Below are 25574 nucleotides of genomic sequence, written 5' to 3' on the forward strand. Positions count from 1 at the left end.
AGACCTAATCTAGCAGATACTAGACGGTCACTTGTTGTTCTATATAGGTTTGGCGCTGTATTATTTCAAGTCATTTAACCGGCAAAAAATGTCTTTTATGTGATTTTTTGTGTAAACCCTTATTAATAGTAAGGTTTAGCGTGGTTAAAGACTTATTATTTAAAATATTAATTTTAAATGGTTAAGCTGGCAGAACCTATTGTCCAACACGAACCATTGCGGGGCGCAGCAAACGACCGTTCAGACTATAGCCCTTTTGCAGTACTGTACCCACAGTATCGGCTTCAGCTTCTGGATCAATACCAACTGCTTCATGCAAATCAGCGTTAAATTTCTCGCCTTGTGGCTCAACCACTTCTACGCCGTTTTTGTTTAAGACATCTAATAATGCTTTATGCGTCAATCTGACGCCTTCGATAACAGGATCATCTGCTTGAGCATTTTCGATAGCGCGCTCTAAATTATCGACCACTTCTAATAGCTCTTTGGCAAATTTTTGCAGGGCAAATTTTTTGCTCTTATCGGCTTCTTGCTCCATGCGTTTTTGCGCATTGTAAGCTTCAGCATTGGCGCGCGCTGTCCCTTCTTTCGCTTGCTTGACCTCGCCTTCTAACTCGGCGATACGGGCTTTAAAAGTATCTAAATCGATATCGTTTTCGATAGTGCTTTCTTCCCCTGAGTTTTGCTGTGGATTAAACTCTTCTAGCGTTTCTTTTAAGATACTATCATCGTGCTCGACATTGTCATGCGAAACGTTGTCGTGTGGCACGTTTTGATCAATATTTTCGTGATTATTATTCTGCTCGTTCATGATGGCTCCTTTATATAATTATGAATAAGGCTATTAACTGAATAATGATGGATTAGAAAACAACACCATAAATTGGCCAGACAATGAAATAATCGACCATTAGCCAAACCGTGATTTTATAAATCACCTATGGTTAGCAATAACTTTTAACTACCTTCTGATAGCTGATTAATAAAGGTGATGAGGGTAAATTTCAAGCCTACTGTGTAGAATTTTTATCGCTGGTTATGAATACTACCTTAATCCATGATAACGATATGGTGATGCTTGAGATGATTACCTACTTTAAAACAACCTTATTCCCTTTACGCTTATTGTCAATAAGTAATTCATTTCACTAACAAAACCTACAAAAAAACGTCAGTTAAGCCAGATAAATTACTATTAGCCTGCACACTCTTACCAAAGAATACTCAACTTTATTTTCGCCTATCTTATGATATTTACAAATATAATTTATCATTTATGGGAGGTGTTATGCCTTATTCAGCGACATTATCAGTCAACACCTTACTTAATAAAGCAGTAAGGACACTAAACCTTACGTCTTTAGGTCAAGAAAAACGTCAGCATTCATCTGTTAACTCATCAAACAACCCTTCAGAGAATGTTGAAAATGAGCCGTTGCCCATCAATACTTTGCAAATAAGCACTGACGATAGGCAATCCTGCATTGACAGCGAGCACCTATCCATTAGAGATAAAGTACTGCATCACAATTTGCTGACGACTTATCAGCCACATTTGCTGCACTATGCAATGAAAAGTATCGGTCTCTTGCCAGAAACAGTATTAGACAGCTTGGTTGATTATCTAGATGGACCTACGGCTAAGCAGTATGAACACGTTGATGCGCATTTGCGTTTGATTCTGGCGGTAAATAGCAAGCTTAAAACCCCTTTACAGCTCTCAGAGATGGGCGAGCTGCGTAAACGCTTTGCCACTGACGCCGTTGCTATGCAAACGCCAAGAGTTTGGCAGCAGGCAAGCTCATCCTTATTCGACATGATAAAACCTTTTACTAAGAAAAATGAACCTAGCGTCAATTGGGAAGATAAGACGATTGCCAACGCTGATGATGGCGATATGCTGGTTCGTTGTTATCAAAAGCAAGTAAACGCAGCAGGCTTTAGTTTTAAAAAGAAAGCCAAACGCAATCCTGATGAAACCGTCATGCTATTTTTCCATGGCGGTGGCTTTTGTATTGGCGACATCAACACCCATCACGAGTTTTGTCATGCTGTCTGTGAGCGAACAGGATGGCCAGTGGTCAGTGTCGATTATCGCCTAGCGCCTGAACATCCTGCGCCTACGGGGTTAAGAGATTGTATTGCCGCTTATGCTTGGTTAGCTGATAATTGCCAATCATTCGGGGCACTAGCGTCACGTATTGTTTTGGCAGGAGATAGTGCAGGCGGCGGCTTATCAACCATGATTGCGCAACAAGTCATCACGCCGTCTGCAAAAGCATGGCAAGACTTAGGGATTGATGGGCAAAAAACGTTTGAGATATTACAGCGCCTGCCGCAGCCACTGGCACAAATGCCTTTATACCCTGTGACAGATATCGAAAATGATTATCCAAGCTGGGAGCTATACGGCGAAGGGTTATTGCTCGATCACGCCGATGTGGCGGTTTTTGATGCGGCTTGTTTAGAAAATAGTCCGCTGCCACGTCAACATATCTTGACGTCGCCTATGCTCGGTGACAATCGACAAATTTGCCCGACCTATGTCGTTGCAGCAGAATTGGACGTTTTACGTGATGAGGCGTTTGCGTATGCCAAGCAGTTAGAAGATTATGGTAGAGCTGTCCAAACTTATACGGTCTACGGTGCGCCGCATGGCTTTATTCATTTTATGAGCGTGCACCAAGGACTTGAGCAGGAAACCAATCATATTATCCATGGCTTTGCTGGTTTTGTACGTGACATTATAAGTACACAAAATTTATTAGCAGCCTAAGAAATAGAATAGCCGTTATCACTAAAAAGTGAGGTTGGCGTTTAATGGGCAATTAAGGACTTATGACAACTAAATCGTCAAGGACATTAATATGATAAAGATAGTTTTTATGAATTGGGCTGACCGTTTAACGTAATGAGCCAAACTTCAGAACGTGAGCCTAAACGAAAAGGTATGCCCCAAAACCCATAACCTGACGATACCACAAAGTGACCTTTACCGACTTTTTCGTAGCCGTAGCCCAAGCGATTAATCGCCTTTACAATAAAATTAGCTGGAAATATCTGCCCATTATGGGTGTGTCCTGAAACCTGTAAATCAATCGGCAACTGGCTATGCGCCATAATATCGCTCGGTCGGTGGTCTAACAAAATCACTGGCTCAGTAGTATTCACTTGTTCGAGCAATTCGGTCGTCGCTACCCTCTGCCGTTTATGATTATCAAAACGTCCAATGAGCCAAACCGGCTGACCTTGATGCGACAGACAAATCGCTTCATCGTTGAGCAACTGCACGCCAGCAGCTTGTAAAGCTTCACTAATTGGCTGCTCGTGACCGTACAAATCGTGATTACCTAACGTCGCATAGACACCGTAGCGCAGACTACTTACCAGCTTTGCCAAATCTTCTGCCATATTATAGGCCGCAAACGCCTTGGTATTGTCATCCATAATATCGCCTGGCATCAACAATATGTCTGCTTGATAGCTCTGCACAATGTCATTGAGCCGTTCGATAGATTTATTGCCAAATAAACGGCCCAAATGCAAATCACTGGCTACTGCAATACGCAGCGAGTAATTTAGCGGCTTATTAATCTTGACAGACAGCTCGCGCACCGCCGGCACGTAAGCGTTATACAGCGTATAGCTAAATAGGCCTATAAAGAAAACTAGGGCAAAAATGCGTAAGCCAATACTAATTACGCCTGTATCATAAAAAGTAGGAATACCCAAAGCATGTAAAAGCCAAAAACCACCATATAATACACTGCTCAATAGCGCCGTTAGTAGCATAAAGTGCATCACCATCATCCAAGCGCTTATCCAGCGATAGCTATTGGCAAATGATTTTGTGACGCTAAGCAGCAAAAAAACATTGGTAATCGCAAAGACAGCAAGCCAAGTCACCTGTATTAATAAAGGCGTGCTCCAAGGCTGTAGCCACCATTCTAGACTGCACGCTGCGCCAAAACTAAACAGCTGCAGCAGGACAATAATAGTGATAATAAATGCGTAACGCATGAAAATTCCTAGCGAGATAATATTTTGATAAAGCGTTTGCTGGGTTGTGGCAGTATTTATAAATTAGCGGATTATAGCGACTGCTTTTTCAATACTTGTGAGCGCTGGGATGACTACTATTGCGCCGACTGCAAGGTAATCATCCATATCTCAGAGCGCGTGCCAAGCCTAAAGGGTACTGCGCCAATACCATAGCCAGAAGTCACCAAAAACTGCGTGCCCTCACTGTACTTTGCCCCATAAACCAGCGGCGTAAACCACTTTAGTAATATCGTTAAAGGAAATATCTGCCCGCCATGCGTATGCCCTGACAGGTGCAAATCGATCGGCAAACCTTTTATTTGCTCCAAGTCAGCAGGGCTGTGCTCTAAAAATATTACTGGTTTATCCGCCCTCACTTCACTAAGCAAATCTGTCGCAGCCGGACGTGCGGGATCTGTCTCATCTGAACGCCCTATCAGCAACACTGAATCGTCTAACCAAACGCTTTTATTGTCAATTACCTGTATCCCTGCGCGTTCAACGGCCTTGGCAATTGCCACTTCGTTACCAGAATAATCATGATTTCCCAACGTGGCATAGACACCGAGCGGCGCTGTTAGTTTTGATAAGTGCGCATGCATATTGGTTTTATCATAAGCGTCAGTAGAATCATTCATGACGTCGCCTGCGATGACCACGACATCAGGATTTTGGGCATCGATCAGCCTCACCATCTTATCTATCTGCCGATTGCCAAACCATCTCCCTAAATGCGTATCAGACACTAAAGCAATTTGCAGCGGCCGCTTAAGTGGCTTATCTGTCGTGACGTTTAGACGATGGACGACAGGTGAATAGGCATTAAATACCGCCAAACCTACAATACCAATATAAGTTATCGCTGCAACGGCGCGTATAAGTTTTGGCTGAATTTTTTGCTTAAGAATATAACCATAGACCAAGGCAATAACCGCAGTTATTAATGCGGCATAAAACATAAAGCCTTGTAAAATACCGACAACCAGATAGACATGAAAGCGCTCGCGCCAAAATTCACTCAAGCCGTAGAGCAGAAAAGCATTGTTGATAATAAAAACACTTAAAAACAAACCGGCTTTAGCTAAGCGCTGTTTTGGTTGAAAGAACCAGTAAAATATCACGCTACTCATCAGGGCGAGCAGCTGGGTAAGAATGATAAAAGGCCACATAATAAAATTGAATCAGACAAAGACGGGCTTATAGTACGCCAATATTCTTACCTGTTGTAGACAGCATGATGGTTTATTGAAACTTTATAGAACTAGAAATATAAAGCACTTAGTAATTTAACGCTATTTTTAAATCAATGCTTTAAAAACGTTGTTTCAAACCCATTGTTTCACATGAAACACATCTTTTAAAGTTTACGATTGCTGCTCCAACGCTTGCTCTAAAGCTGTGTGTTCAAATTCAAAGCCTGCGCCTAGTAGCGCTTGTGGCAGCACCTTTTGCCCATCAATCAACAAGGTCGACATCTCACCAAACATCAGCTTTAATAAAAATGCTGGTAAAGTAAAAAATGTCGGACGATGTAGCCATGCGCCAAGCATCTTAGTAAAAGTATGATTGGTCACAGGGTTGGGCGCGGTCAAGTTATAAACCAGCGCTGGCGTAGCGTTTGCTGTTGTTAGAGTATTATCAATACTATTCACTTGCTGTCTCTGACTACTAAGATGTTGCTCAATGATAAATATTACCGCTCTTACCCAATCAGTACGACTGATCCAGCTCATAATTTGCTTACCGTCACCCAATTGACCACCGACACCCATTTTAAACGGCGTTAATAATTTACTGACCATACCGCCCTTAGGATGGATAACCACACCAGTGCGTACGATAGCAACAGGGACACCGTAATCGGTAGCTTTTAGCGCCAACTGTTCCCAGTCGTCACAGAGTTTATGCGAAAAATCAGCGTTAAAACCACTGCTTTCTGTCAAAGACTTATCACCTTGAGGACCATACCAGCCAATCGCTGAACCGCTAACCAGTAGCTTAGGTTTGCTATTACTACGCGCAATAAAATCCAGTAGCGCCTCAGTAGGTTTGATACGGCTGGCAAGCAATTGCTCTTTACGCGCGTCACTCCAACGTTTATCAGCAATCCCTGCGCCTGCTAGATTCAAAATAACATCAAAGCTTTTATCTGACTTCACCAGCTCATCATAGGTCATCATTTTAATATCATTAGGATGCGCCTGCTTACTATCGCGCGTCAGCCACGTAATCTGCACTTTTTTATCATCTTTTTGATAGCGCTTAATGATTGCTTCACTAAACGCGCTACCTAAAAATCCCGAGCCACCACTGATTAGAATATCCATCGCTTTTTATCCTTATAGTTGTCTTGCCTTTTTCTCAGTGTGACAAAAAACCATCTACAAAAACAAGAGATGAATTGTAGGTATAAGGCGTAAAGTAAGATTGGGTATAAATAGAGGACTGAACTACTAATATAAAAAATATTAGCTTTTAAATGGTTACTAACGAATCACTTGACCCGTTCGAGCATCGCTGATTTGGCTAGGGAGCTGATAACCAAGCGTCTCGCCCTTTAGATAGCCAACTTGCTCATTGCTATTAGAAAAATAAGCCTGTGCTTGTGAAAGTGTTAAAGCAGGCGGCTGACCGGACGGGTTACAGCTGGTCGAAACGACAAAGCCATAGGGATTATGGACGGACACCACTTGACGGCACAGCTGCTGCACCAAAGGATGGTCAATCACCCGCACCGCCACACTATGATGGGAACCGGTAATCCACGCAGGGATAGAAACGGGTAAGTTTTCTGATAACGGTAATAACCACGTATGGGCCTGCTGGCTATCGACATCACAATCAGTATCGTTACGCCAACTGACTAACACTTGCTGGCGTTGATCTTCATTTAGACTATTTAACAACATCTTAAGTCGACTGACACTATCGGTGACCACAATCATGCCCTTCTCTAACGGTCGTTGTTTGATAGCCAAAAGCTGCTCTACTGCTTGTTGATTGAAGGGGTCACAGCCGATACCCCAAACGCTTTCGGTTGGATAAGCAAGCAGCTGTCCTTGTTGTAGCCAATGCGCAGCTTCTATGACAGAATCGGTGATAAGAGCTTTAGATGTAGACATAGCGGAATGAGAAAGGAAAGTATAAGGAGATATAATACAACTTAAACGACGGGGAAAACAGCAGGTTTAAAGATTTCTTAAAATCGCGTTTTGATTAAAAATAAAACTACACGCGCAAATAACGCCCACCTTGTACACTAATGACCCCTAATAACTCTAGCTCCATAAGTTGCCCAATCAATTGCGCGGCCGACATATCAGTAGTATTTAACAACGCATCTAAATCCTGCCCATGCCAATCAAGTTGCTCATAAATGAGCGCTAAATGCTCAGGAATAACACTAGTATGGGAAGAAGGTTTAAGATTAGATTGTGGTGATTGATTAATACTTTTGCTAGAGAGCTTCTCTGTATTTAAAGAATTGGAACTTTGGCTAAGAGTTGTTTGCTCAATACTAGACTCTGCATTAGATGACGACTGATAGGTATGCGCTCTATAGTCCAACTGATTATTAATATCTTCAAGGACGTGCTGCGGATGATAAATCAACGTTGCGCCTTCACGTATTAAATGATGGCAACCTTCGGCATTACTATTATCAATATGACTTGGAATGGCAAAAACTTGTTTACCTTGCTCGGAGGTTAGGCGCGCAGTAATCAGTGAGCCGCTTTGAATGGTCGCTTCAGTGACAATGGTCGCGAGGCTAAGTCCTGCAACTAGACGATTACGGCGCGGGAAAGTGTGTTTGTGTGGCTGCGTGTGCGGTAGTAGCTCACTGACGATACAGCCGCCTTGGTCAATAATCTGACTAAATAATTTATCATGATGATTGGGGTAATTGACATCAATCCCCGTCCCCATCACGCCAATCGTACGGCCTTGATATTCAGTATCAGACTGAGCTAAAGCACCTAAATGGGCGCGCTTATCGACACCCATCGCAAGACCGCTAGTGATAATATAACCAGCTTGCGCTAAGTATTGTGCCATATCAAAGGTGATTTTTTGCGCGTGGGCGGTGGGTTTGCGACTACCAACGATGGCGATTTGCGCTTGCTGCAAACGTGCTTTATCACCGCGGTAAAATAACAATGGTGGTGGGTCGTATATTTCTAGCAGCTGCGCTGGATAATCAGGCTGGTCTGCAAATAAAAGACCGTACTTTCCGTCTAACAATGCTTGCTGGATTTTATCGATAGTAGTGAGCGTTTGTTCTGGCTGCTCATGACGTTTAAGATGGGTACTATGAATGCCCAATTGACGCCATGCCTCTACTTTAGCGTCCCAAGCAAGCCCTGCCGTACCAAAATTAGAGATGAGTTTATGATACGCTGATAATGACGCATTCACTTCAGTCCACAGCGCCAAAACGGCACGCTGCTCGGCGGATAAAAAAGAAGCGACTGCGGTCATAATCATCTAGCTCATTTAGTTTAAGTTAAACTTTTAGCTCAAAGAATAAGCATTATACTTATTAGAGATATTGCACTTATTATAGATACGGCGGTGGTAACAGCTGATCACCGACATTGAGCGGTAGCTCAGAATCAAGCACATACGCATAGCTGATATTATCAAAGGTATTAAATACCATTACCATACCGGTAGGCTCGCTTGGTAAACGTACTGGCGTGTCATTATCCTTGATATCGCGTATGACCGCGCCTTTTTGAAAAACGGTCAATACATCACCAGGTTTGGCACCGTGTGCGCTGCCCAAATTGATAGCAACGACGCTCCCCTTAGCCGCTGAGCTAATAGAATCCATCACGCGAACAATCATACCGCCGCGATTAACCGTTGCTGGCGTTGGATAAAATACTGGCGGAATTGAATTATTTAGCTCCACAAAAACGCGGTCGCCTTCACGCACTTCTTTGCCATAGCTGTCGATAAGCTGCAAGCTGGTCACGCCATTGGTTTCGGTAGACGTGACCAGACCGGTAGCGACTTGAGTCACTTCTAAACCGATAATTTTTTGTGTTTTAGGCTCGACATACTTTTCGCCTTCACGGTAAATACCGTAACGCTGGCCAACGATAAGTGGTACGCCTTTGGCATAGACTTTATCGCCACTAGCGGTAATTAAATTGCCTTTTTTTGAGGCTAAAATGTATGGGGTGGTATTAAAATCTGCTGGATTAACAATGATGGTCTTGTCGAGCCAATGCTGAATAGCAGACCATGGAATAGGCGGAATACTATTAGCGGTAGAGGTCACAGTAACTGAGCTGGCAACCACATTGCCAGTCAATTGTTTTTCAACCCCTGCGCAACCTTCGCCGGTATCGACACCGACCAAGGTTTTACCTTGAATCACGCAGAGGATAAGAACGTCGTTAGGATAAATAAGGTTGGGATTTTTGATTTGCTTGTTGGTCGCCCAAATCTCTTTCCAGCGCCAAGGACTGTCTAGATAACGCCCTGAGATATCCCATAAGGTATCGCCTTTTTTGACGATATAGCGATTGGGCGCATCAGCCTTAATAGTAGGCGGTGGATTATTGGCGTGGGCAGTGGGCAGTGGGCAGTGGTCAGTGGTCAGTGGTCAGTGGTCAGTGGTCAGTGGTCAGTGGTCAGCAGCATTGCACCACTAAATGCCGTCAGTAATAGTGCGTTTGCTATCTTCTTTAAGCTCATCTTCATTGTTATATCCACAATATATACCGCTAATATAATGTCTATAAAGCAGCTATTCAGTATGATTGACGGGTTTAGTTGTAAAAAATCGCCTAGCCTAATAATGACTTACCGACGCCGTTTTCAATATTACAATTATATATACCATAACACAATCATAAACATCTTATTACAATGGCGTAACCTAAATTTAGTTATTGATAACTGGATATTAATTTTGATAAGCGGTTAATAAAAATAAGCTGCCTAAGCTGGATTTGGTGTCACATGCTGACGAATTTGCTCAGCGACCAATTCAGCATTATTATCTAATACTACTACATGCTGCGGTAAGGCTTCTAAGCCATCGGTATGCGCAGGACGCGCAATTTCTATCTCTCCAACCGCCTCAAAGATAGTATCAGCAAATTTCACCGGTAATGCTGTTTCGGCACAAACAATCACTTCACCTTCGCGCTGTAATTCTTTAGCAACTTTAATACCGTCAGCCGTGTGCGGATCAACTAGCTCACCATGCTGCTCATAAAGTACCTTAATAGTTTGTAGGCGGTCGCTATGGGTGGACTTGCCCGCAGCAAAGCCATAACGGGTATTGACCACCTTCATCAAGTCAGACAAATCAAACCCTTGGCCAGATTTCACCCCTTCAAATAATTCACTGACACGGGCACTGTCTTTGTCGAGTAGTAGATAGACAAAGCGCTCAAAGTTGGAAGCTTTAGAGATGTCCATCGACGGACTTGAGGTGACGTAAGTTTTATCAGTCGGACGCGGCTGATAGGCCCCTTGATTAAAGAAATCGTTAAGCACATCGTTTTCATTGGTCGCAACGATTAGACGCTCGATTGGCAATCCCATTTCGCGAGCGATATGACCGGCACAGATATTGCCAAAGTTACCTGATGGCACGCTAAAGCTGACTTTTTCATCGTTGCTTGTAGTAACGGCAAAATAGGCTTTAAAGTAATAAACGATTTGCGCTAATATCCGCCCCCAGTTGATAGAGTTGACGGTTCCGAGGTTATAAGCGGCTTTAAATTCAGCATCCTGCTGTAGCGCTTTAACAATATCTTGGCAATCATCAAACATACCATCAATGGCGATATTATGGATATTAGCATCGGTTAAGCTATACATTTGCGCGCGCTGGAATTCGCTCATTTTGCCATGCGGTGACAGCATAAAGACTTCGATATTGTCTTTACCGCGCAGGGCATATTCTGCCGCACTACCTGTATCGCCACTGGTGGCGCCAATGATGGTAATACGTGCGTCTTTTCTTTTAAGCACATATTCAAAAGCATTACCCAAAAACTGCATGGCAACGTCTTTAAACGCCAACGTCGGACCGTTCGATAATCCTAAAATATATAAATTGCCTTCAAGCTTACGGACAGGAACAATCTCATCAGAACCAAATATCTCAGCGGTATAAGTACGCTCAATGATATCTTGTAAATCAGCCACAGGAATATCAGTAGCAAAGCGCTGCATAATCGCCAGCGCCAACTGTGGATAGCTAAGCGAGCGCCACTCGGTAAGCGTCGCATTATCAATATTTGGATACTGCTCAGGCAGCATCAAACCGCCGTCAGGCGCAAGCCCCATCAATAACACATCACTAAAATCCATCGGCGCTGTCTGACCACGGGTACTGATATATTTCATTAGATTGTCCTGTCTACAATGAGATGATTAATTAAAACAGTTTATTCAGCAGTTTTTTGCAGCAAGGCATAATAAAAACCGTCGCCGCTCTCGCTATCAATCGGCAAGCACTGGCGACCAATCGCTTGTTCTATACCCCAACTGCAATTGTCGCTAAATTTAATGGCTTCTACATTACTATAGTGAGTCATAAAATCCTGCATTTGCTCGACGTTTTCTTGCTTTAAGATAGAGCAGGTGACATATAGCAGATAACCACCCGCTTTTAGCTGTGGCCACAGGTTATGCAAAATATCCGCTTGTAAGAGTGCCGTTTGCTCAACGTCTTCTTCGGTACGCAAGATACTGATATCAGGATGACGACGGATTACGCCAGTCGCCGTACAAGGAGAATCTAATAATATAGCATCAAAGACAAGTTTGCTCTTTTTCTTACCAGCCCCTTGCCATGTGGTCGCATCAGCACAGACGATATTTAGCGCTATATTCTTCTCAGCCTGCTCTAAATCTTGCTGATTTAAGTTTAGGCGCTGTAAATTAGTATGAATACGCTCGATACGCAGCGCTTCGTTATCGATAGCCGTCAGCTTCACTCTTGAAGCCATAGAAACAGATTCGTCGTTTTGTTTCACGTGAAACAATGATGAATCGTTATTAGAGCTTATAAGCTCTAACCAATGCGCCAATTTACCGCCAGGTGCCGCACAAGCATCTAGGATATGTAGTTCATTATTGTTGCTACTATCTGAATCAGCATTGGACTTATCAGCGCTTACCTTATTCATCAAAGCTTTATGGATAATCGGTGCTGCAAGCTGAGCGTGCATATCTTGTACGCTGAGCGCCCCTTCAGCAAAATGCGGCAAGGCGCTAACAGCGGTGCTTTGCTGTAGTCGCAACCCTTTAGTAGATAGCGTGGTGTTTAAAGCGGTATCTGACGAGTTCGCTAATTTAAAACCAGTCGTTAGCTCAACCACATCCGCCTCAATCTCTGCCCCATCAAGTATTTTCTGATAATCCTCTACTGAGCTAACCGCCGAATTGACTCGCAAAAACATCGGTGCTGCGTGGCGCAAACCTTGCATCAGCTCGTCATACTCATCCTTCCAGTCCTGCTTAAGCTGATAAGCAAGCCAGTTCGGCAGACTGTGCTTTTTATCACATTTTTTACGAAACTTGCTAGGATTCTTAGCGACTTTACGCAAGATAGCGTTAATCAAACCTGTTGCATGGGCAAAATCAATCTCTTTTGCCGCCTCAACCGTTTCATGAATCGCTGCGTGGTCCGCCACTTCTAAATACAGCAATTGCGCTAAACCCACTTGAATAGTAGTCCGAACCTCAACCTCATCGATAGGATTGTCCGCTAGCGTATCGAGCAAACGTGCCAGCGCGTACCACTGGCGCAGTGTCGTCAGTAGTAAGGCATGGGCAAAGCTTTTATCGCCGTCGTGCAGACTGTTGAGTAACGGGTCAAGGACGCTGGCAAGTGATTGACCATTTTGAATGGCCACTAAAGTGCGAATCACCCGGACACGGACGCTACCATTCATAATAAGGTTGCTTGACGGTTTGAGCTTATTATTTCTTGGTGCAGTGCTGGTTTGTCTCATTAAATTGAATTTCCTTGACGTCTGATCGACAGCGTCTGATAAAAGTTAGATTGCTTGTTATTAAATACATTAAGCATAAGTAAGTTACTTTACTTCTGCCATAAACTGATCGCCATCGTTTAATTGATTACCATGGCAAATTTGCTCAGCGCTCATCGGCTTACCACCTGCAAATTGTAAGTGAGTAATCGCCAAAGTCGTCGCTGAGTATTCTTTGCTTTGGGGTTCGCTAATAGTGTCTCTGCCGCAAGCGACCAGTATGGCTTTTCGCCCAACACTGATAACAGTGCCCGCAGGCTTAACGGTTTGCTGTGATGGGTTTACAGGCAGACTGGCCAAAATTTTGACGCGGTGCCCTGCTAAAAAGGTGTAGGCGCCAGGCCAAGGAGTCAACCCACGAATCTGGCGTTCAATCTGTGTAGCAGACTGCGTCCAGTCGATTTCGCCTTCGGTTTTAACCAATTTTTCCGCATAATTGGCTTGGCTGTCATCTTGAGCAACAGCTTGTGCTTGGTAATGCGCCAAGTCTTTTAATACGGTAGTAATAGCCGCCGCGCCAAGTGCTGCCATTTTATCATGCAAGCTGGCGGCCGTATCATCAGCTTCGATAGGTGCGCTGATCTTGTAAAGCATATCACCCGTATCCAAGCCTTTATCCATCTGCATAACGGTAATGCCAGTCTCGCTATCACCCGCTAGTAACGCCCGATGAATCGGGGCGGCACCGCGCCAACGCGGCAACAGCGAAGCATGAATATTAAGACAACCATAAGTCGGCGTGGTTAAGACGCCAATCGGTAAAATAAGCCCATAAGCCGCGACAATCATCACATCAGGCTGATAGCTACGCAGCGTCTGCCGTGCTGCCATGCCTTCGGTGCTGGATTTTTTAAAGGTAGCAGGCTGTTCAACCACAATGTCATTGGCCAAAGCGACTTGTTTGACCGCCGACGCCGCCAGTTTTTGTCCGCGGCCAGCTTTACGGTCGGGCTGGGTATAAACGGCAACGATATCTATATTCAGCGCTTCTTGCTGCTCGATAAGCGCCTCAAGACTAACCGCTGCAAACTCTGGTGTGCCAGCAAATACCACTCGCAGCGGTTTAGCAGCCGGCGGCACTTTGATAGCAACGTTTTGCTGAGATTGAGTGGCGTTAATAGATAAATCAGATTGTGCAGCAGATGTGGTCATAGTCAGGCAGTATTTATGGTTAATTTGCCTATTATAGGTGAGTTTGTAGCGTTGTGCCATGATTGTAATAGCAGCAATCAAGCGCTATTAATCAGGCGTTTTATCTTTATAATAGTTATTAAGCGTAGTTTTGACTTCATATTAAGACATACCGACTTACCGCCGATTTAGGGTCCTGCTTTTATGCAACAATTTAAATCTCTACAACGACTGCTGATTTTTTATACACTGACATTATTAGCGATGTTGGCAGTGTATTACGGCACCATGTTTTATGAGATGAGGCAGCATAATGAGCAGCACAGTATCCAAAGCTTTTATAATTTACAGCACGAGATAACCCAGCTCTCAAACCCTACAAACTTAGCAATTAAAAAGATATTACAAAAGCCTTTTTTAAAGGATATGAGCTATCAGCTGATTTTTATGATGCCTTCTGGGCAAACGTATATTCACCGACGTACCCGCCCAAATGAGCGGGAATTTACTGGCATTACCTTTCCTAACGTCATTACTTCCGTACCTTCTCCTAACAATCATCATAGTGCCTATGAGCTAAATAATCGTAATTTGGTCGGCACCATTGAACTGGAAAGTGGTCATAAGGTGTACCTGATACTGCGGCATGAACCGCTTGATATCAATTGGATGTCGTATCGCTATTGGTTGCCATTGATGACAGCCATCTTACTATTTGCTATGGCCTTACTCTATACTCTAAAGCGGCGTGCCAACTGGGAACAACTGCTCATTTATACCGATGAGTTAAGTAGCCATGCTAAGGATGGCTATGTCACACCGCCGTTTATCGAAAAGAAAACCACAGATGAATTTTTGCGTTTGGGTCACGCGCTTAGCCGTATCAGTTATCAGTTGCATAATAGTCATCGCCGTATTACTACCTTAAAGCATCGTTTAGAGCGATTGGTTGATCATGCGCCCTTGCCAATGCTGATGATTATGAGACACGGTCAAATCAGCTTTTTTAATCAACGCTTTGAGCAGGTATTTGACATTATCTTTCACAGCGATAGCAACTATCAACTGGCCGATTTTTTCTTTACTAAAGACGAATCAACCCAAGCCCTGCTACAAAAACTGACAGATTTGCGGCTCACGCGCACGCTACTGGTTTATGGTTTGCACAATAAAAAAGCTTATCAGTTGCATATCACGCCGTGGTTTGGCGAACACGGGCAGGTGCATGGTTTTACCGTTTTACTCAATAACATCCATGAGCTTGTCGAACAAACGGCGCATTTGGAAAAGCAAAACCGTCAACTACAACGTCAGCTTGATGAGTTTGAAGCACTTAAATCGACGATGGGACATCATTTACGCCTGCCGTTAGAAGCCATGATTGACACGTTAGAGCCTATCAATCCCGATAATCTGAGCGCTAAGCAACATCAAATCGTTACGACTTTGACTCAAACCAGCCATTCTATGCTGACGATGCTAAACGATATGTTAGATATAGGAGAGATAGAGGTTCGTACATCCCGTCTATCTATTGAAGCGGTGGATATTTATAAGCTTGGTCAACAAGTTAGTCAATCGATGGTAGAAAGCTTGAGGCAGCAAGGACTTGAGCTCTTGTATTTTTTTGCGCCTGACAGCCCGCGCTGTATCGTTACCGACTATAGGCGCTTGCGGCAAATCCTACGTAATCTATTAGATAACGCCATTAAATTTACCAATTCTGGCTATGTGTCACTTACCATCGACGCGGTGACCAATGCGGACATAGCTGATATCAAAAGTACCAGTATAGGCGAGGTAGATAAAGAGCACATATCTAATAACAGCCATGATACGAATCACGGCAATCTAGATAAATCAAACACTACCATTCATCCATCGCACGACTGGATTCGGTTTAGTATAAAAGACAGCGGCACAGGGATCGATATCGCAAAGCAGCACCAACTGCTGACGTATTTTAATGAAAGCAACAGTCAAAACAGTGTTCACATCAAAAACCGCCCTATTAACTACGCGCACAAAAACAGCGCCATAAAAGGGCTCGGATTAAATGACGTTAATAACTTCGCTAAACTATTAGGCGGTTTTATTGAGATGAAAAGCACGCTTAATAAAGGCAGTACTTTTAACCTGTATTTGCCTTGTAGGCGACCAGCCTATCAGCCTATTTACCACTCTAATTCGCAATTGACTTATATTCACCTTATTGCCGTCATTAAACAACCGCTGCGAGCCAAGCATTTACGCGATTTGTGCGCTTATTTATCTATCCCAGCGACTATTTCTACTTCTATAGATAGAGTGGTGCTTGAGCAAATAAATAATAAATTGGCGCAAGATGCACAAAGACTTGCACCTATTTTGCTCTTAGATTACGAGTATTATGAAGACATTACGCTCGCGTTATCACCTCAAATAAACATTGATCATAAAAATATAGACGCTGAAAATAAATTGGAGAAATTAGCAAATAAAACACGTATAGATATCGATAAACAGCAGGCTCTAAATAGCTTACTGTCTAATACTGCGCTGCCAAAAATATTGGTCAGTATGAAAGCTGAACGCCGCATTCCCTCTATGTTATTGGATCAATGTGACGGTTTTTTAAACAAACCACTCGATGTGGCATTATTACTCTCTGAATTACTGCGATTAACTCTACCCGTTAGACAAACACTGTTACCGCAAACAACTAGCCAAGAAAACAATCAGCAAAGCAGTAGCCCGTTAGGCGCAGATGACGCCGCTCATGAAACGTTAGCGCCACTGATTTTAGTGGTAGAAGACAGCCCAACCAATCAAAAAATAGCTTGTAAGATATTAGAAAAAATCGGTTATCGCAGTATCGTGGCAGAAGATGGGCAGCAGGCGTTAGAAAGATTGCAAGCGCAGCGTCAGGAGATTGCGCTTATTTTGATGGACTGCCGGATGCCTGTGATGGATGGACTGCAAGCGACCCAAGCGATTCGCGCGCAAGGCGATGATATTCCAATCGTTGCGCTAACAGCAAATAATAGCGAAGAAGATAAAATCGCCTGTTTACAAGTGGGCATGGATGAGTTTTTGGCTAAGCCTATTAATAAACAAAAGCTAAAAACTGTTTTGCAAACGCTGATTAAAAACCAATAAGCGTTTGCACAATCTGTCTTTTATAACAGCTTGGTTATGATTTTGGCTATTTAATTCTTATTTCATAAAACCATTCTCAGCTAAAAACGCCTCAGTAATCGTACTTTGTGGGCTGCTAGCATGGGCAGTATCTGCTTGCGATTTGTTTAGTAAACGCTCTAAATAGCGCGCCACAATATCGACCTCAACATTAACTTTACTACCTACCAGCCAATGCTGGGCAATATTGGTGACTTGCGCGGTATGCGGAATGATATTGAGTGAAACGATATTATCGCGGACTAAATTGGTGGTGAGACTGATACCATCAAGGGTAATAGAGCCTTTGGTCGCCGTATAATGTGCCAACTCGTGCGGTATCTCAATTTCAATATAAAGTGAGCGCGCATCCTTTTGCAATTTACTAACCACGCCTACCCCATCAACGTGACCGGCAACGATATGCCCACCAAAACGGGTGGTTGGTAGCATGGCTTTTTCTAAGTTCACCGTATAACCGGGCTTTAAATCTGCCAGCGCTGTACGAGCGATTGTTTCACGTGAAACATCGACAGAGTAATAATTGCTACCAAACTCCACTACCGTTAAGCAAATGCCATTTGAAGCAATAGAATCCCCCAATTTCACATCGCTAAAATCTAAGCCATCAGATTCGATGGCCAAGCGGATATCACCGCCCGTTGGCTGCATGGACTTTACTTTGCCAATGCTTTCTATAATTCCAGTAAACATATTAACCTCTTGGTATTTTTTATTGCCGTTAAAGGCAGCATATATTATTTGAGCCTATTATTTCATTCAAAATCAATAACGATAATCGCTATTAATATTTAAGCTATTTATAGCGCTTACTGTAAAATTAGCGTTAATAAAAAGACGCAGGGGATAAACTGTGGATAACTAGCGTTGATTTAAGAAGTAGTAGTATGAGAGTCTTGGTTTCTAAAGAGTTATCCACAATAAGTCTGTTTTTTAATAATTATTTACTACACTTAAATTATACATGTAAGTTATTGATTATAAATGACTTATAGCTTTAAAATATTATTAAAAATTACTGATAAGTTTCATGTGAAACAAAGTTATACACAGTTTCATGTGAAACCTCGATAAAACTACTTTATTTATCCACGTATAGTGTATACAGGTTTAATCTTGTGGATAAAATATTGAAAGACAAGGCATTTATAACGCCGACTATAAAGGTAATAAGGTAAGCTTAAGATCAGAACCAAGCTGCTCATGACCGTGGATATCAAAACGTAGCTGCTGCGCTAACGATAATGGATTGACAGCAACCATAGGACGCGCCTCACTCCCTAATAAGCACGGTGCTTGATAAACAATGAGCTCATCCACCAGTTGCTGTTGTAAAAAGCTCCCTGCAACGTTTGCGCCCGCCTCTATTAAGACGTCATAACAGTGATGTTCACTCACTAAGTTCTTTAATAACTCAATTAAACTTTCTTCACGCCAATAAAGAGTTTTTGGACTCTGGCATAGCTGATAGTCAGACTGTAAATCGTATTCTAATCGCCCTCGTCTATCGAGTATCACTATTTTAGGCGATGGCACATGTTCAGGATTAATACCTAGCTGACTAGAGCGTACATTTAACTGCGGATTATCAATGATGACCGTTTCACTGCCTGTGATAATAGCGCCGCTTTGCGCACGCAGTTTCTGTACATCTTCGCGCGCTGCTGTACCCGTGATCCACTTTGACTCACCGGATGCCATCGCCGTACGGCCATCAAGACTGGTAGCAATCTTAAGACTAACATAAGGCATTTGGCTACGCATCGCCTTTAAAAAACCCTTATTTAAAGCTTCTGCTTGCGCGGTTAGCACGCCGACGGTAACAGCAATGCCTGCTTGTTCTAAAAGTTTCACACCGCGACCAGCCACCTGTGGATTGGGGTCGAGACCGGCAATGACAACACGCTCCACTCCAGCTTTGATAAGACCCAAGGCACAAGGCGGTGTACGTCCGGTATGACTACAAGGCTCTAAAGTCACATAGGCGGTCGCACCGATCGCGCGCGTGCCCGCATCTTTTAAGGCGAATACCTCAGCATGCGGCTGCCCTGCTTTCGGATGAAAGCCTTGGCCGACTACTTCATCTGCTTGCACAATCACACAGCCGACCGCTGGATTGGGACGCGTGGTATACAGACCATGCTTAGCCTGCTCAACGGCGAGCATCATAAAATAGCGGTCTTTGGCGTCTTGAGAATAATTTGAGTTCGACATAAAGGCGTACTTAATAAAGGGTAGGAAACGTTTTATAATCATTCAATAAGTTAAGCAATTTTAAATTACAAAGATTGCTAAGGATTAAATTGGCTTTACCAAGATATTGATACTTACATCAGCCTATTTTTCATTTGGGCGAATATTGGCAATTTCTTGATGAAAAGCGTCGATATCTTGAAAATCACGATAGACACTGGCAAAACGTACATAAGCGACATCATCGAGCGTTTTAAGCTCACTCATAATAATCTCACCCAAAACCTTACTGCTTACCTCGCGCTCACCCATTTGGCGTACGCGCTTTTCGATACGACTAATCATCGCTTCTTGCTCATCAATAGTAATTGGGCGCTTCTGTAAGGGCAATAAAATCGAGCGGCGCAATTTATCATTGTCATAAGGCTCAATTTTGCCACTTGATTTGATAATACGCGGCATCACTACTTCTACCACTTCAAAGGTCGTAAAGCGTTCCTGACAGCTATTACATGAGCGGCGGCGCCGTACTTGCGCGCCATCAGCTGCTAGCCGTGAGTCGATAACTTTGGTATCTGACGCATTACAATATGGGCAATGCATACGCTTTTCCTTAGGTTAATAGTGAGGGCGAATATAATTATTGATAAAACTAAATTTTCTAAAAAATGATAATTTTACTATGCAGATAAAGAAGCAGACTTTTACTCGTTATTTACCAATACAAAAGCTACCAAAGATTTTTCCTAATAAATCATCAGCGCTAAATTCACCCGTAATTTCTCCCAAACTTTGCTGCGCTTGGCGTAGGCTTTCTGCCACTAACTCACCTGCTTTAAACACCGTCAGCTGCTCATGTGCTTCTACTAACGAATCAGCGGTACGTCTTAGCGCGTCCAAATGACGTGTACGGGCGATTAAGCTATTTTCTGGCGGATGAAAACCTACTTTAGCACATAAGGTTTCAACCAAATCATCAATTCCTGTGCCTGTTTCACATGAAACATTGACCTGCTCATAGCCACGATTTTTTATTTCTGCTTGTGAAGTGGCGATTCTTTCTTTACTGCTGTTATCGTTTAATAAATCGCTTTTATTGGCAATAATCAGTAAGCGCTTGGCTTCTGGCAACTCGCCAAATAGCTGTTCAGCCAGTTGTAATGGCGTGCTATCGCTTGCAAGGTCACGAGTCACGTCATAAACCATCAGCAGCATATCAGCCTGCGTAATCGCCTTACGCGCACGCTCAATACCGATACGCTCGACCGTATCTTCAGTCTCGCGCAGACCTGCAGTATCGGTTAAATGCAAGGTTAAGCCGTTAAGCACGACGGTTTCTTGCAGGGTATCGCGTGTTGTCCCAGCGACATCGGTCACGATAGCACGCTCTTGCCCTGCCAAACGATTCAACAAGCTTGATTTACCCGCATTTGGTCTGCCAGCAAGCACTACATGAATACCGTCGCGTAATAGCTGACCTTGCTTGGCGGTCGCTAGCACTTGCTGTATTTTGGATTGGGTTTGTTCAAGCTTATCTTGAATAACGCCATCAGATAAGAAATCAACGTCTTCTTCATCAGGGAAATCAATCGCCGCTTCGACGTGCAAGCGCAGATGAATCAATTGCTCAAGTAGCTGATTAATTTTTTGTGAAAACTCACCACTAAGTGAGCGAATCGCACTACTGGCAGCGGCGGCGCTGGTAGCATCAATCGCATCAGCAATGGCTTCTGCTTGTACCAAATCCAATTTGTCATTATCAAAAGCACGGTAAGAAAACTCTCCTGCGCCCGCTTGTTTTGCGCCCAATTCAAACACGCGTGCTAGCAGCTGATTTTGTAAAATCATGCCGCCGTGACCTTGTAGCTCAATCACATCTTCGCCAGTAAACGAGTGCGGACCTTTAAAGTACAGCACCAAACCTTCATCAATGGTCGTGCCATCAGCCTGATAGAAACGGCAAAAACTGGCCATACGCGGCGTGAAAGTCGACTTACCAGTAAGCTGACAAGCGATATCGTAAGCACGCGCGCCTGACAGACGAATAACCCCGACGCCACCACGCCCAAGCGGTGTAGCAATCGCCGCAATGGTCGGAAGGCCAGATATATTAGAATTTTTAGGTGATTCATCCAAATTATCGGCGGCTAGTGCCATCTTTAAAGAATCCACAATCACTCTCAATAAGCAAAAACCCCATTATAGACGGCTTAGCAGGCACTGACAAAGCAAACTTCAACGAGTAGATTATTAAAATCCTAAAGTATGGTTATATAGCTATTTTCCTTGTTTATTAACATAAGAAAAGCATTCTCTTTCATACATAAAAAAACCACCGCCGTAGCGATGGTTTTTTAGACTTGAACTTTATTTAATCCAGAACTTTGACGGTACGACGTTTTTGTTCTTCTTCAACCTTGCGGTTGATGATGTACTGCTGGGTCATACTAAATAAGTTGTTCACCGTCCAGTATAGCACCAAACCTGCGGGGAAGAACAGCATAAACGCAGTGAAGATAATCGGTAAAAACTTCATCACTTTAGCTTGCATTGGATCAGCGGGCTGCGGATTTAGTTGCTGCTGGATAAACATCGACGCACCCATTAAGAGCGGTAAAATGAACCATGGATCCATCGCTGATAAATCTTGAATCCACAGTATCCAAGGCGCATGACGCAGCTCAACACTTTCAACCAATACCCAATATAAGGCCAAGAAAATCGGCATTTGCATCAGAATAGGTAAACAACCCGCCATCGGATTGACTTTCTCTTCTTTATAAATTGCCATCATTTCTTGCGACATTTTCATGCGATCGTCGCCGTGTTCTTCTTTTAATGCCGCCAGTCTTGGGGCGATAGCCCGCATTTTCGCCATTGAGTAGTAGCTTTTATTAGATACCCACATCAAGGCGATTTTAACCAACAGCGTCAATAGAATAATTGACCAGCCCCAGTTGCCGATAACTTTATGAATACCATCCAAAATCGCAAATAATATTTTTGATATTGGCCACAGCAATCCATAATCGACGGTCTGATTCAGACCTACTGCCACTTCTTTTAGCTCAGACTGTACTTTTGGACCAGCATAGAGAGTTGCTTTTAAGGTAATTTGCTTGTTTGGTGCCACATTAACAGGTTGACTGTTAAAACCAATAAAGTAATCATTGCCCGTTTCACGGCTAAAGAACTTACCCGTAAAGTTTTCAGGCGTCCAAGCAGAAACGAAGTAATGCTGAACGATACCAACCCAACCTTCATCACTGGTCGTAGTCAACTCACCATCGTTAAATTTACCAAATTTTAACTTATTATAAGGATCTTCAGGTGTGCCCCAAGCGCCGCCCAAATACGTCGCCATGCTTAGCGCGCCTTTATCAGACATGCCGGGGTCTTTACTATCGTCACGCTTTAACTGCGCAAACATCTGTCCTTGCCAAGGATTGGCAGAAGCGTTTTGAATTTGATAGCTGATATCAATCGGATATTTATCTTGGGTGAAAGTAAAGGTCTTAGTAACCGTCACGCCATCTTTTTGATAGGTAAGTGGTACTGATAACGTTTGCTGACCTTTCTCCATCACATAATTATTGGCAGCGTGGCTATATTTGGCGCGACCTTCGGCGGTATCAATACCGTTTGGACCGATAAGACCAGACTGCGCCACATAAACGCGACCGCTATTATTTTCTAACAACACAAAAGGTTTTTCGCTATTGAGTGTGGCATCATATTGCTTTAACGCCGCATAAACGATATCCCCGCCTTCTGGATTGATTTTAATGTCATAGCGATCGGTTGTGACCGTGATTAGACCCGTATTGGTCGCAGGTGCCTCTGCCACAGCGCCCGCATCAACTGGTAGCGTTTGTGCTGGAATGTCACCTGCTGCGCCAGTGGTAGCAGGAATATCAGCACCTGCCGATGTTGACGTTTCTGGTACCGCGTCTACAGCTGGTGCATCGGCATAATCATCTCGCCATGCTAAAATCAGCAGATAAGCGGTGATTAGCATCGCAATGATGATCATCACCCGAAATATCTTTTGCATAAACCTTTCCTAGATTAAAAATTAGGGAATGAAAAATCAGGCATGTGTCATGACCACCACACAGTATCAAACCCTTTCCTTAGCAGTCATACCAGCAGTCAATCACATAAAATGTTCATCATTTTACTAAAAAACCGCTCTAAATGATACAAGCGTGTGGATAACTTGTGGGTAACCTGAAAGATATCCACAACTGCTTAGTCGATAATAAAGTTTATATCGACTTCATTAGATAATTTAGGCGAGCCACATAGCTCTTAGTATCTTTATAAACATACCAGCTTTGCGATTTATCATAAGCTGGTGTCGTCGTAGGCGATATATATTGATAATGATAAGAAGACAAAGGGAGTGGCACAAAATCGATGCCATGTCCGCCTAACGGATGACAGCTACTGATACGTTTTAATAATAGCCAACTACCCGACCAAACCCCATGCCATGCTAAAGCTTGTTTACCATAATTTGAGCAAGTTGGATAATAACGACAGCGCGCAGGTAAAATAGGGCTTATTATTCTTTGATAGAAAACAATAAAATAATAAAATATTTTATAAAAAAAATTATTTATAACTTTTAATAAGTAATACATTTTATTTTTTTTCTATTTTTTTAAAGATGTTATTAATTTCATTTATTATTTCTTTATTATTTAATTGCTTCATAGACTTTTTAACAATAAATACAATATCTTTGTTTTCTAAGTGACTTGCCTTTATACGAAACTGCTCACGAACATGGCGTTTGATTAAATTTCGTGTGACAGCCGTCGGTACTTTACGTTTGGTAATGGCCATACCGACTCGAGGCTGTTCACAATGATTGCTACGTACAAATGCCATTAAATGACTCTGATGCAGCTTGCGCTCAGGCGCGTCAAATACCTCGCGAAAGGACGAAGGCGTGAGCAGGCGCTGCGCTTTGGTAAAGCGAGCGTTAGGGGGCGCTGAAACGGTATTGGGCATAATACAACCTAATATAAGAGCTAATAACACTAGCAGAGATAATAGCGTAGAAAGAATAACAAAGTATAGAGACAAAAAAAGCGCCGATGTGGGCGCTTTTAATATATGGCTAAGTGACAGTTGTGATGCTTGACGATCGCAATCTATAAAATAATAGAAACACAACAAGCACTATCGGCCATGCTTATCGCAATCTACTGATTAATTATACAGTAAGGCGATGACGTCCTTTAGCGCGGCGACGAGCTAAGACTTGGCGGCCTTTTTTGGTTGCCATACGTGCACGGAAACCGTGAGTACGTTTACGCTTGATCACGCTTGGTTGGAATGTACGTTTCATAACTCACCTATCAAAATAATGGACTAAATTCGTAATAGCGGAGGATTATACCACCGCATAGTATTTTGGTCAATGAACTAATTTGCTCTGTTTTTATACAGATGATTTTACAACAGAGTGAGTTTTCTTATATTTATCCGTAATGAGATATTTACAGCTAAGAGATTTAGTTAAATAAACTCATATCAGTAGACCCAAATCATCTTTTAGAAAAACTATTTTGATAATCAATTTTTAAAACTTATCCACAGTTTGTGCCGAACTCTATAATAATTAACTATTAATATATATAAATATTGTTGTTATTGGGGATCGTATTATCTGAGGTTAACTTGTTTTTTTACTTTTTTATCAATACGATAGGCTATGGGTAAGGTTGTGGATAACCTGTGGGTGAAATATGGATAACTCATGATATATACTTATCCACAAAACTATCCACAGTCTTATCCACAAAAAACGAGGTATTATCCACAGGCTGTTTGTGTTAGATTAGCGCCCTACTAGATGTATGATTTTGAGTCATGTGACCATAAGATATCTTTGTTAAGACAAGAGGCTTTTTGGGGCTTAAAGTTGTTAGATTTACACTATAAAAACGACGTTCTTTTGACCGATTACCTTGGACTATGGGGTTAGTATTTTTC

21 protein-coding genes and 1 pseudogene are annotated in these 25574 nt (G+C 42.8%); 3 read left to right on the forward strand and 19 right to left on the reverse strand.

The window, feature by feature from the left end; all coding sequences use genetic code 11:
• Positions 1–196: 196 nt before the first annotated feature.
• Positions 197–811, reverse strand: a complete 615-nt coding sequence (gene grpE, locus RAH45_RS13230) for a nucleotide exchange factor GrpE (RefSeq protein ID WP_068405014.1) — start codon at positions 809–811, stop codon at positions 197–199.
• A gap of 477 nt (positions 812–1288) precedes the next feature.
• Here grpE and RAH45_RS13235 point away from each other — a divergent pair, with 477 nt between their 5' ends.
• A complete protein-coding gene (locus tag RAH45_RS13235) occupies positions 1289–2776 on the forward strand; it encodes an alpha/beta hydrolase (protein WP_068405016.1) in 1488 nt (495 codons plus the stop codon).
• 107 nt (positions 2777–2883) lie between these two features.
• Here RAH45_RS13235 and RAH45_RS13240 read toward each other — a convergent pair whose 3' ends face one another.
• The 7 genes and pseudogenes from RAH45_RS13240 to RAH45_RS13270 all read right to left on the reverse strand — a co-directional run.
• Complete coding sequence (locus RAH45_RS13240; RefSeq protein ID WP_068405018.1) at positions 2884–4020, reverse strand: metallophosphoesterase; 1137 nt, start codon at positions 4018–4020, stop codon at positions 2884–2886.
• A gap of 116 nt (positions 4021–4136) precedes the next feature.
• Positions 4137–5210 (reverse strand): metallophosphoesterase, encoded by a 1074-nt coding sequence (locus RAH45_RS13245; protein WP_068405019.1) that lies wholly within the window; start codon positions 5208–5210, stop codon positions 4137–4139.
• A 195-nt stretch (positions 5211–5405) separates the two neighbouring features.
• A complete protein-coding gene (locus tag RAH45_RS13250; protein ID WP_068405021.1) occupies positions 5406–6368 on the reverse strand; it encodes a TIGR01777 family oxidoreductase in 963 nt (320 codons plus the stop codon).
• 159 nt (positions 6369–6527) lie between these two features.
• Positions 6528–7163, reverse strand: a complete 636-nt coding sequence (locus RAH45_RS13255) for an L-threonylcarbamoyladenylate synthase (RefSeq protein ID WP_068405023.1) — start codon at positions 7161–7163, stop codon at positions 6528–6530.
• A 106-nt stretch (positions 7164–7269) separates the two neighbouring features.
• Complete coding sequence (gene dprA, locus RAH45_RS13260) at positions 7270–8520, reverse strand: DNA-processing protein DprA (protein ID WP_068405025.1); 1251 nt, start codon at positions 8518–8520, stop codon at positions 7270–7272.
• A gap of 79 nt (positions 8521–8599) precedes the next feature.
• Entirely contained in the window at positions 8600–9427 is an 828-nt protein-coding gene (locus RAH45_RS13265; RefSeq protein WP_306495349.1) for a peptigoglycan-binding protein LysM, read from the reverse strand.
• A gap of 63 nt (positions 9428–9490) precedes the next feature.
• Positions 9491–9631: pseudogene (locus RAH45_RS13270) on the reverse strand (LysM peptidoglycan-binding domain-containing protein); the annotation flags it as partial.
• On the opposite strand from RAH45_RS13270, the gene RAH45_RS13275 reads away from it, so the two are divergent.
• Entirely contained in the window at positions 9576–9704 is a 129-nt protein-coding gene (locus tag RAH45_RS13275; RefSeq protein ID WP_306495350.1) for a hypothetical protein, read from the forward strand. The pseudogene RAH45_RS13270 and the gene RAH45_RS13275 sit on opposite strands and share 56 nt — an antisense overlap.
• Before the next feature lie 289 nt (positions 9705–9993).
• Here RAH45_RS13275 and thrC read toward each other — a convergent pair whose 3' ends face one another.
• The 3 genes from thrC to fmt all read right to left on the reverse strand — a co-directional run bounded on the left by thrC (position 9994) and on the right by fmt (position 14219).
• A complete protein-coding gene (gene thrC / locus RAH45_RS13280) occupies positions 9994–11415 on the reverse strand; it encodes a threonine synthase (protein WP_068405029.1) in 1422 nt (473 codons plus the stop codon).
• Between the two features lie 41 nt (positions 11416–11456).
• Positions 11457–13028, reverse strand: coding sequence for a transcription antitermination factor NusB (locus RAH45_RS13285; RefSeq protein ID WP_068405030.1), 1572 nt, complete (start codon positions 13026–13028; stop codon positions 11457–11459).
• Between the two features lie 84 nt (positions 13029–13112).
• Positions 13113–14219, reverse strand: a complete 1107-nt coding sequence (gene fmt, locus RAH45_RS13290; protein WP_068405031.1) for a methionyl-tRNA formyltransferase — start codon at positions 14217–14219, stop codon at positions 13113–13115.
• Between the two features lie 183 nt (positions 14220–14402).
• Between fmt and RAH45_RS13295 the strand changes: the two genes are divergently transcribed.
• Positions 14403–17336, forward strand: coding sequence for a response regulator (locus tag RAH45_RS13295; protein ID WP_306495351.1), 2934 nt, complete (start codon positions 14403–14405; stop codon positions 17334–17336).
• Positions 17337–17393: 57 nt separating this feature from the next.
• Here the strand turns inward: RAH45_RS13295 and RAH45_RS13300 are convergent, their stop codons facing one another.
• The 8 genes from RAH45_RS13300 to rpmH form a co-directional block, all read right to left on the reverse strand.
• Positions 17394–18068, reverse strand: coding sequence for a riboflavin synthase (locus RAH45_RS13300; RefSeq protein ID WP_068405037.1), 675 nt, complete (start codon positions 18066–18068; stop codon positions 17394–17396).
• A 465-nt stretch (positions 18069–18533) separates the two neighbouring features.
• On the reverse strand, positions 18534–19589 hold the full coding sequence (ribD, locus tag RAH45_RS13305; RefSeq protein WP_068405039.1) for a bifunctional diaminohydroxyphosphoribosylaminopyrimidine deaminase/5-amino-6-(5-phosphoribosylamino)uracil reductase RibD: 1056 nt from the start codon (positions 19587–19589) through the stop codon (positions 18534–18536).
• A 123-nt stretch (positions 19590–19712) separates the two neighbouring features.
• Positions 19713–20171, reverse strand: a complete 459-nt coding sequence (gene nrdR, locus RAH45_RS13310) for a transcriptional regulator NrdR (protein ID WP_068405041.1) — start codon at positions 20169–20171, stop codon at positions 19713–19715.
• A 108-nt stretch (positions 20172–20279) separates the two neighbouring features.
• Positions 20280–21725, reverse strand: coding sequence for a tRNA uridine-5-carboxymethylaminomethyl(34) synthesis GTPase MnmE (gene mnmE, locus RAH45_RS13315; protein ID WP_193030430.1), 1446 nt, complete (start codon positions 21723–21725; stop codon positions 20280–20282).
• Between the two features lie 214 nt (positions 21726–21939).
• A complete protein-coding gene (yidC, locus tag RAH45_RS13320) occupies positions 21940–23622 on the reverse strand; it encodes a membrane protein insertase YidC (protein WP_306495352.1) in 1683 nt (560 codons plus the stop codon).
• Between the two features lie 214 nt (positions 23623–23836).
• Positions 23837–24214, reverse strand: a complete 378-nt coding sequence (yidD, locus tag RAH45_RS13325; protein WP_306495353.1) for a membrane protein insertion efficiency factor YidD — start codon at positions 24212–24214, stop codon at positions 23837–23839.
• A gap of 1 nt (position 24215) precedes the next feature.
• Positions 24216–24587, reverse strand: coding sequence for a ribonuclease P protein component (gene rnpA, locus RAH45_RS13330; protein WP_068405046.1), 372 nt, complete (start codon positions 24585–24587; stop codon positions 24216–24218).
• Positions 24588–24792: 205 nt separating this feature from the next.
• Positions 24793–24927 (reverse strand): 50S ribosomal protein L34, encoded by a 135-nt coding sequence (rpmH, locus tag RAH45_RS13335; RefSeq protein ID WP_007394757.1) that lies wholly within the window; start codon positions 24925–24927, stop codon positions 24793–24795.
• Positions 24928–25574 lie beyond the last annotated feature (647 nt).

It is taken from the genome of Psychrobacter sp. van23A (assembly GCF_030845275.1).
In the GTDB taxonomy this organism is placed as follows: Bacteria; Pseudomonadota; Gammaproteobacteria; order Pseudomonadales; family Moraxellaceae; genus Psychrobacter; species Psychrobacter faecalis.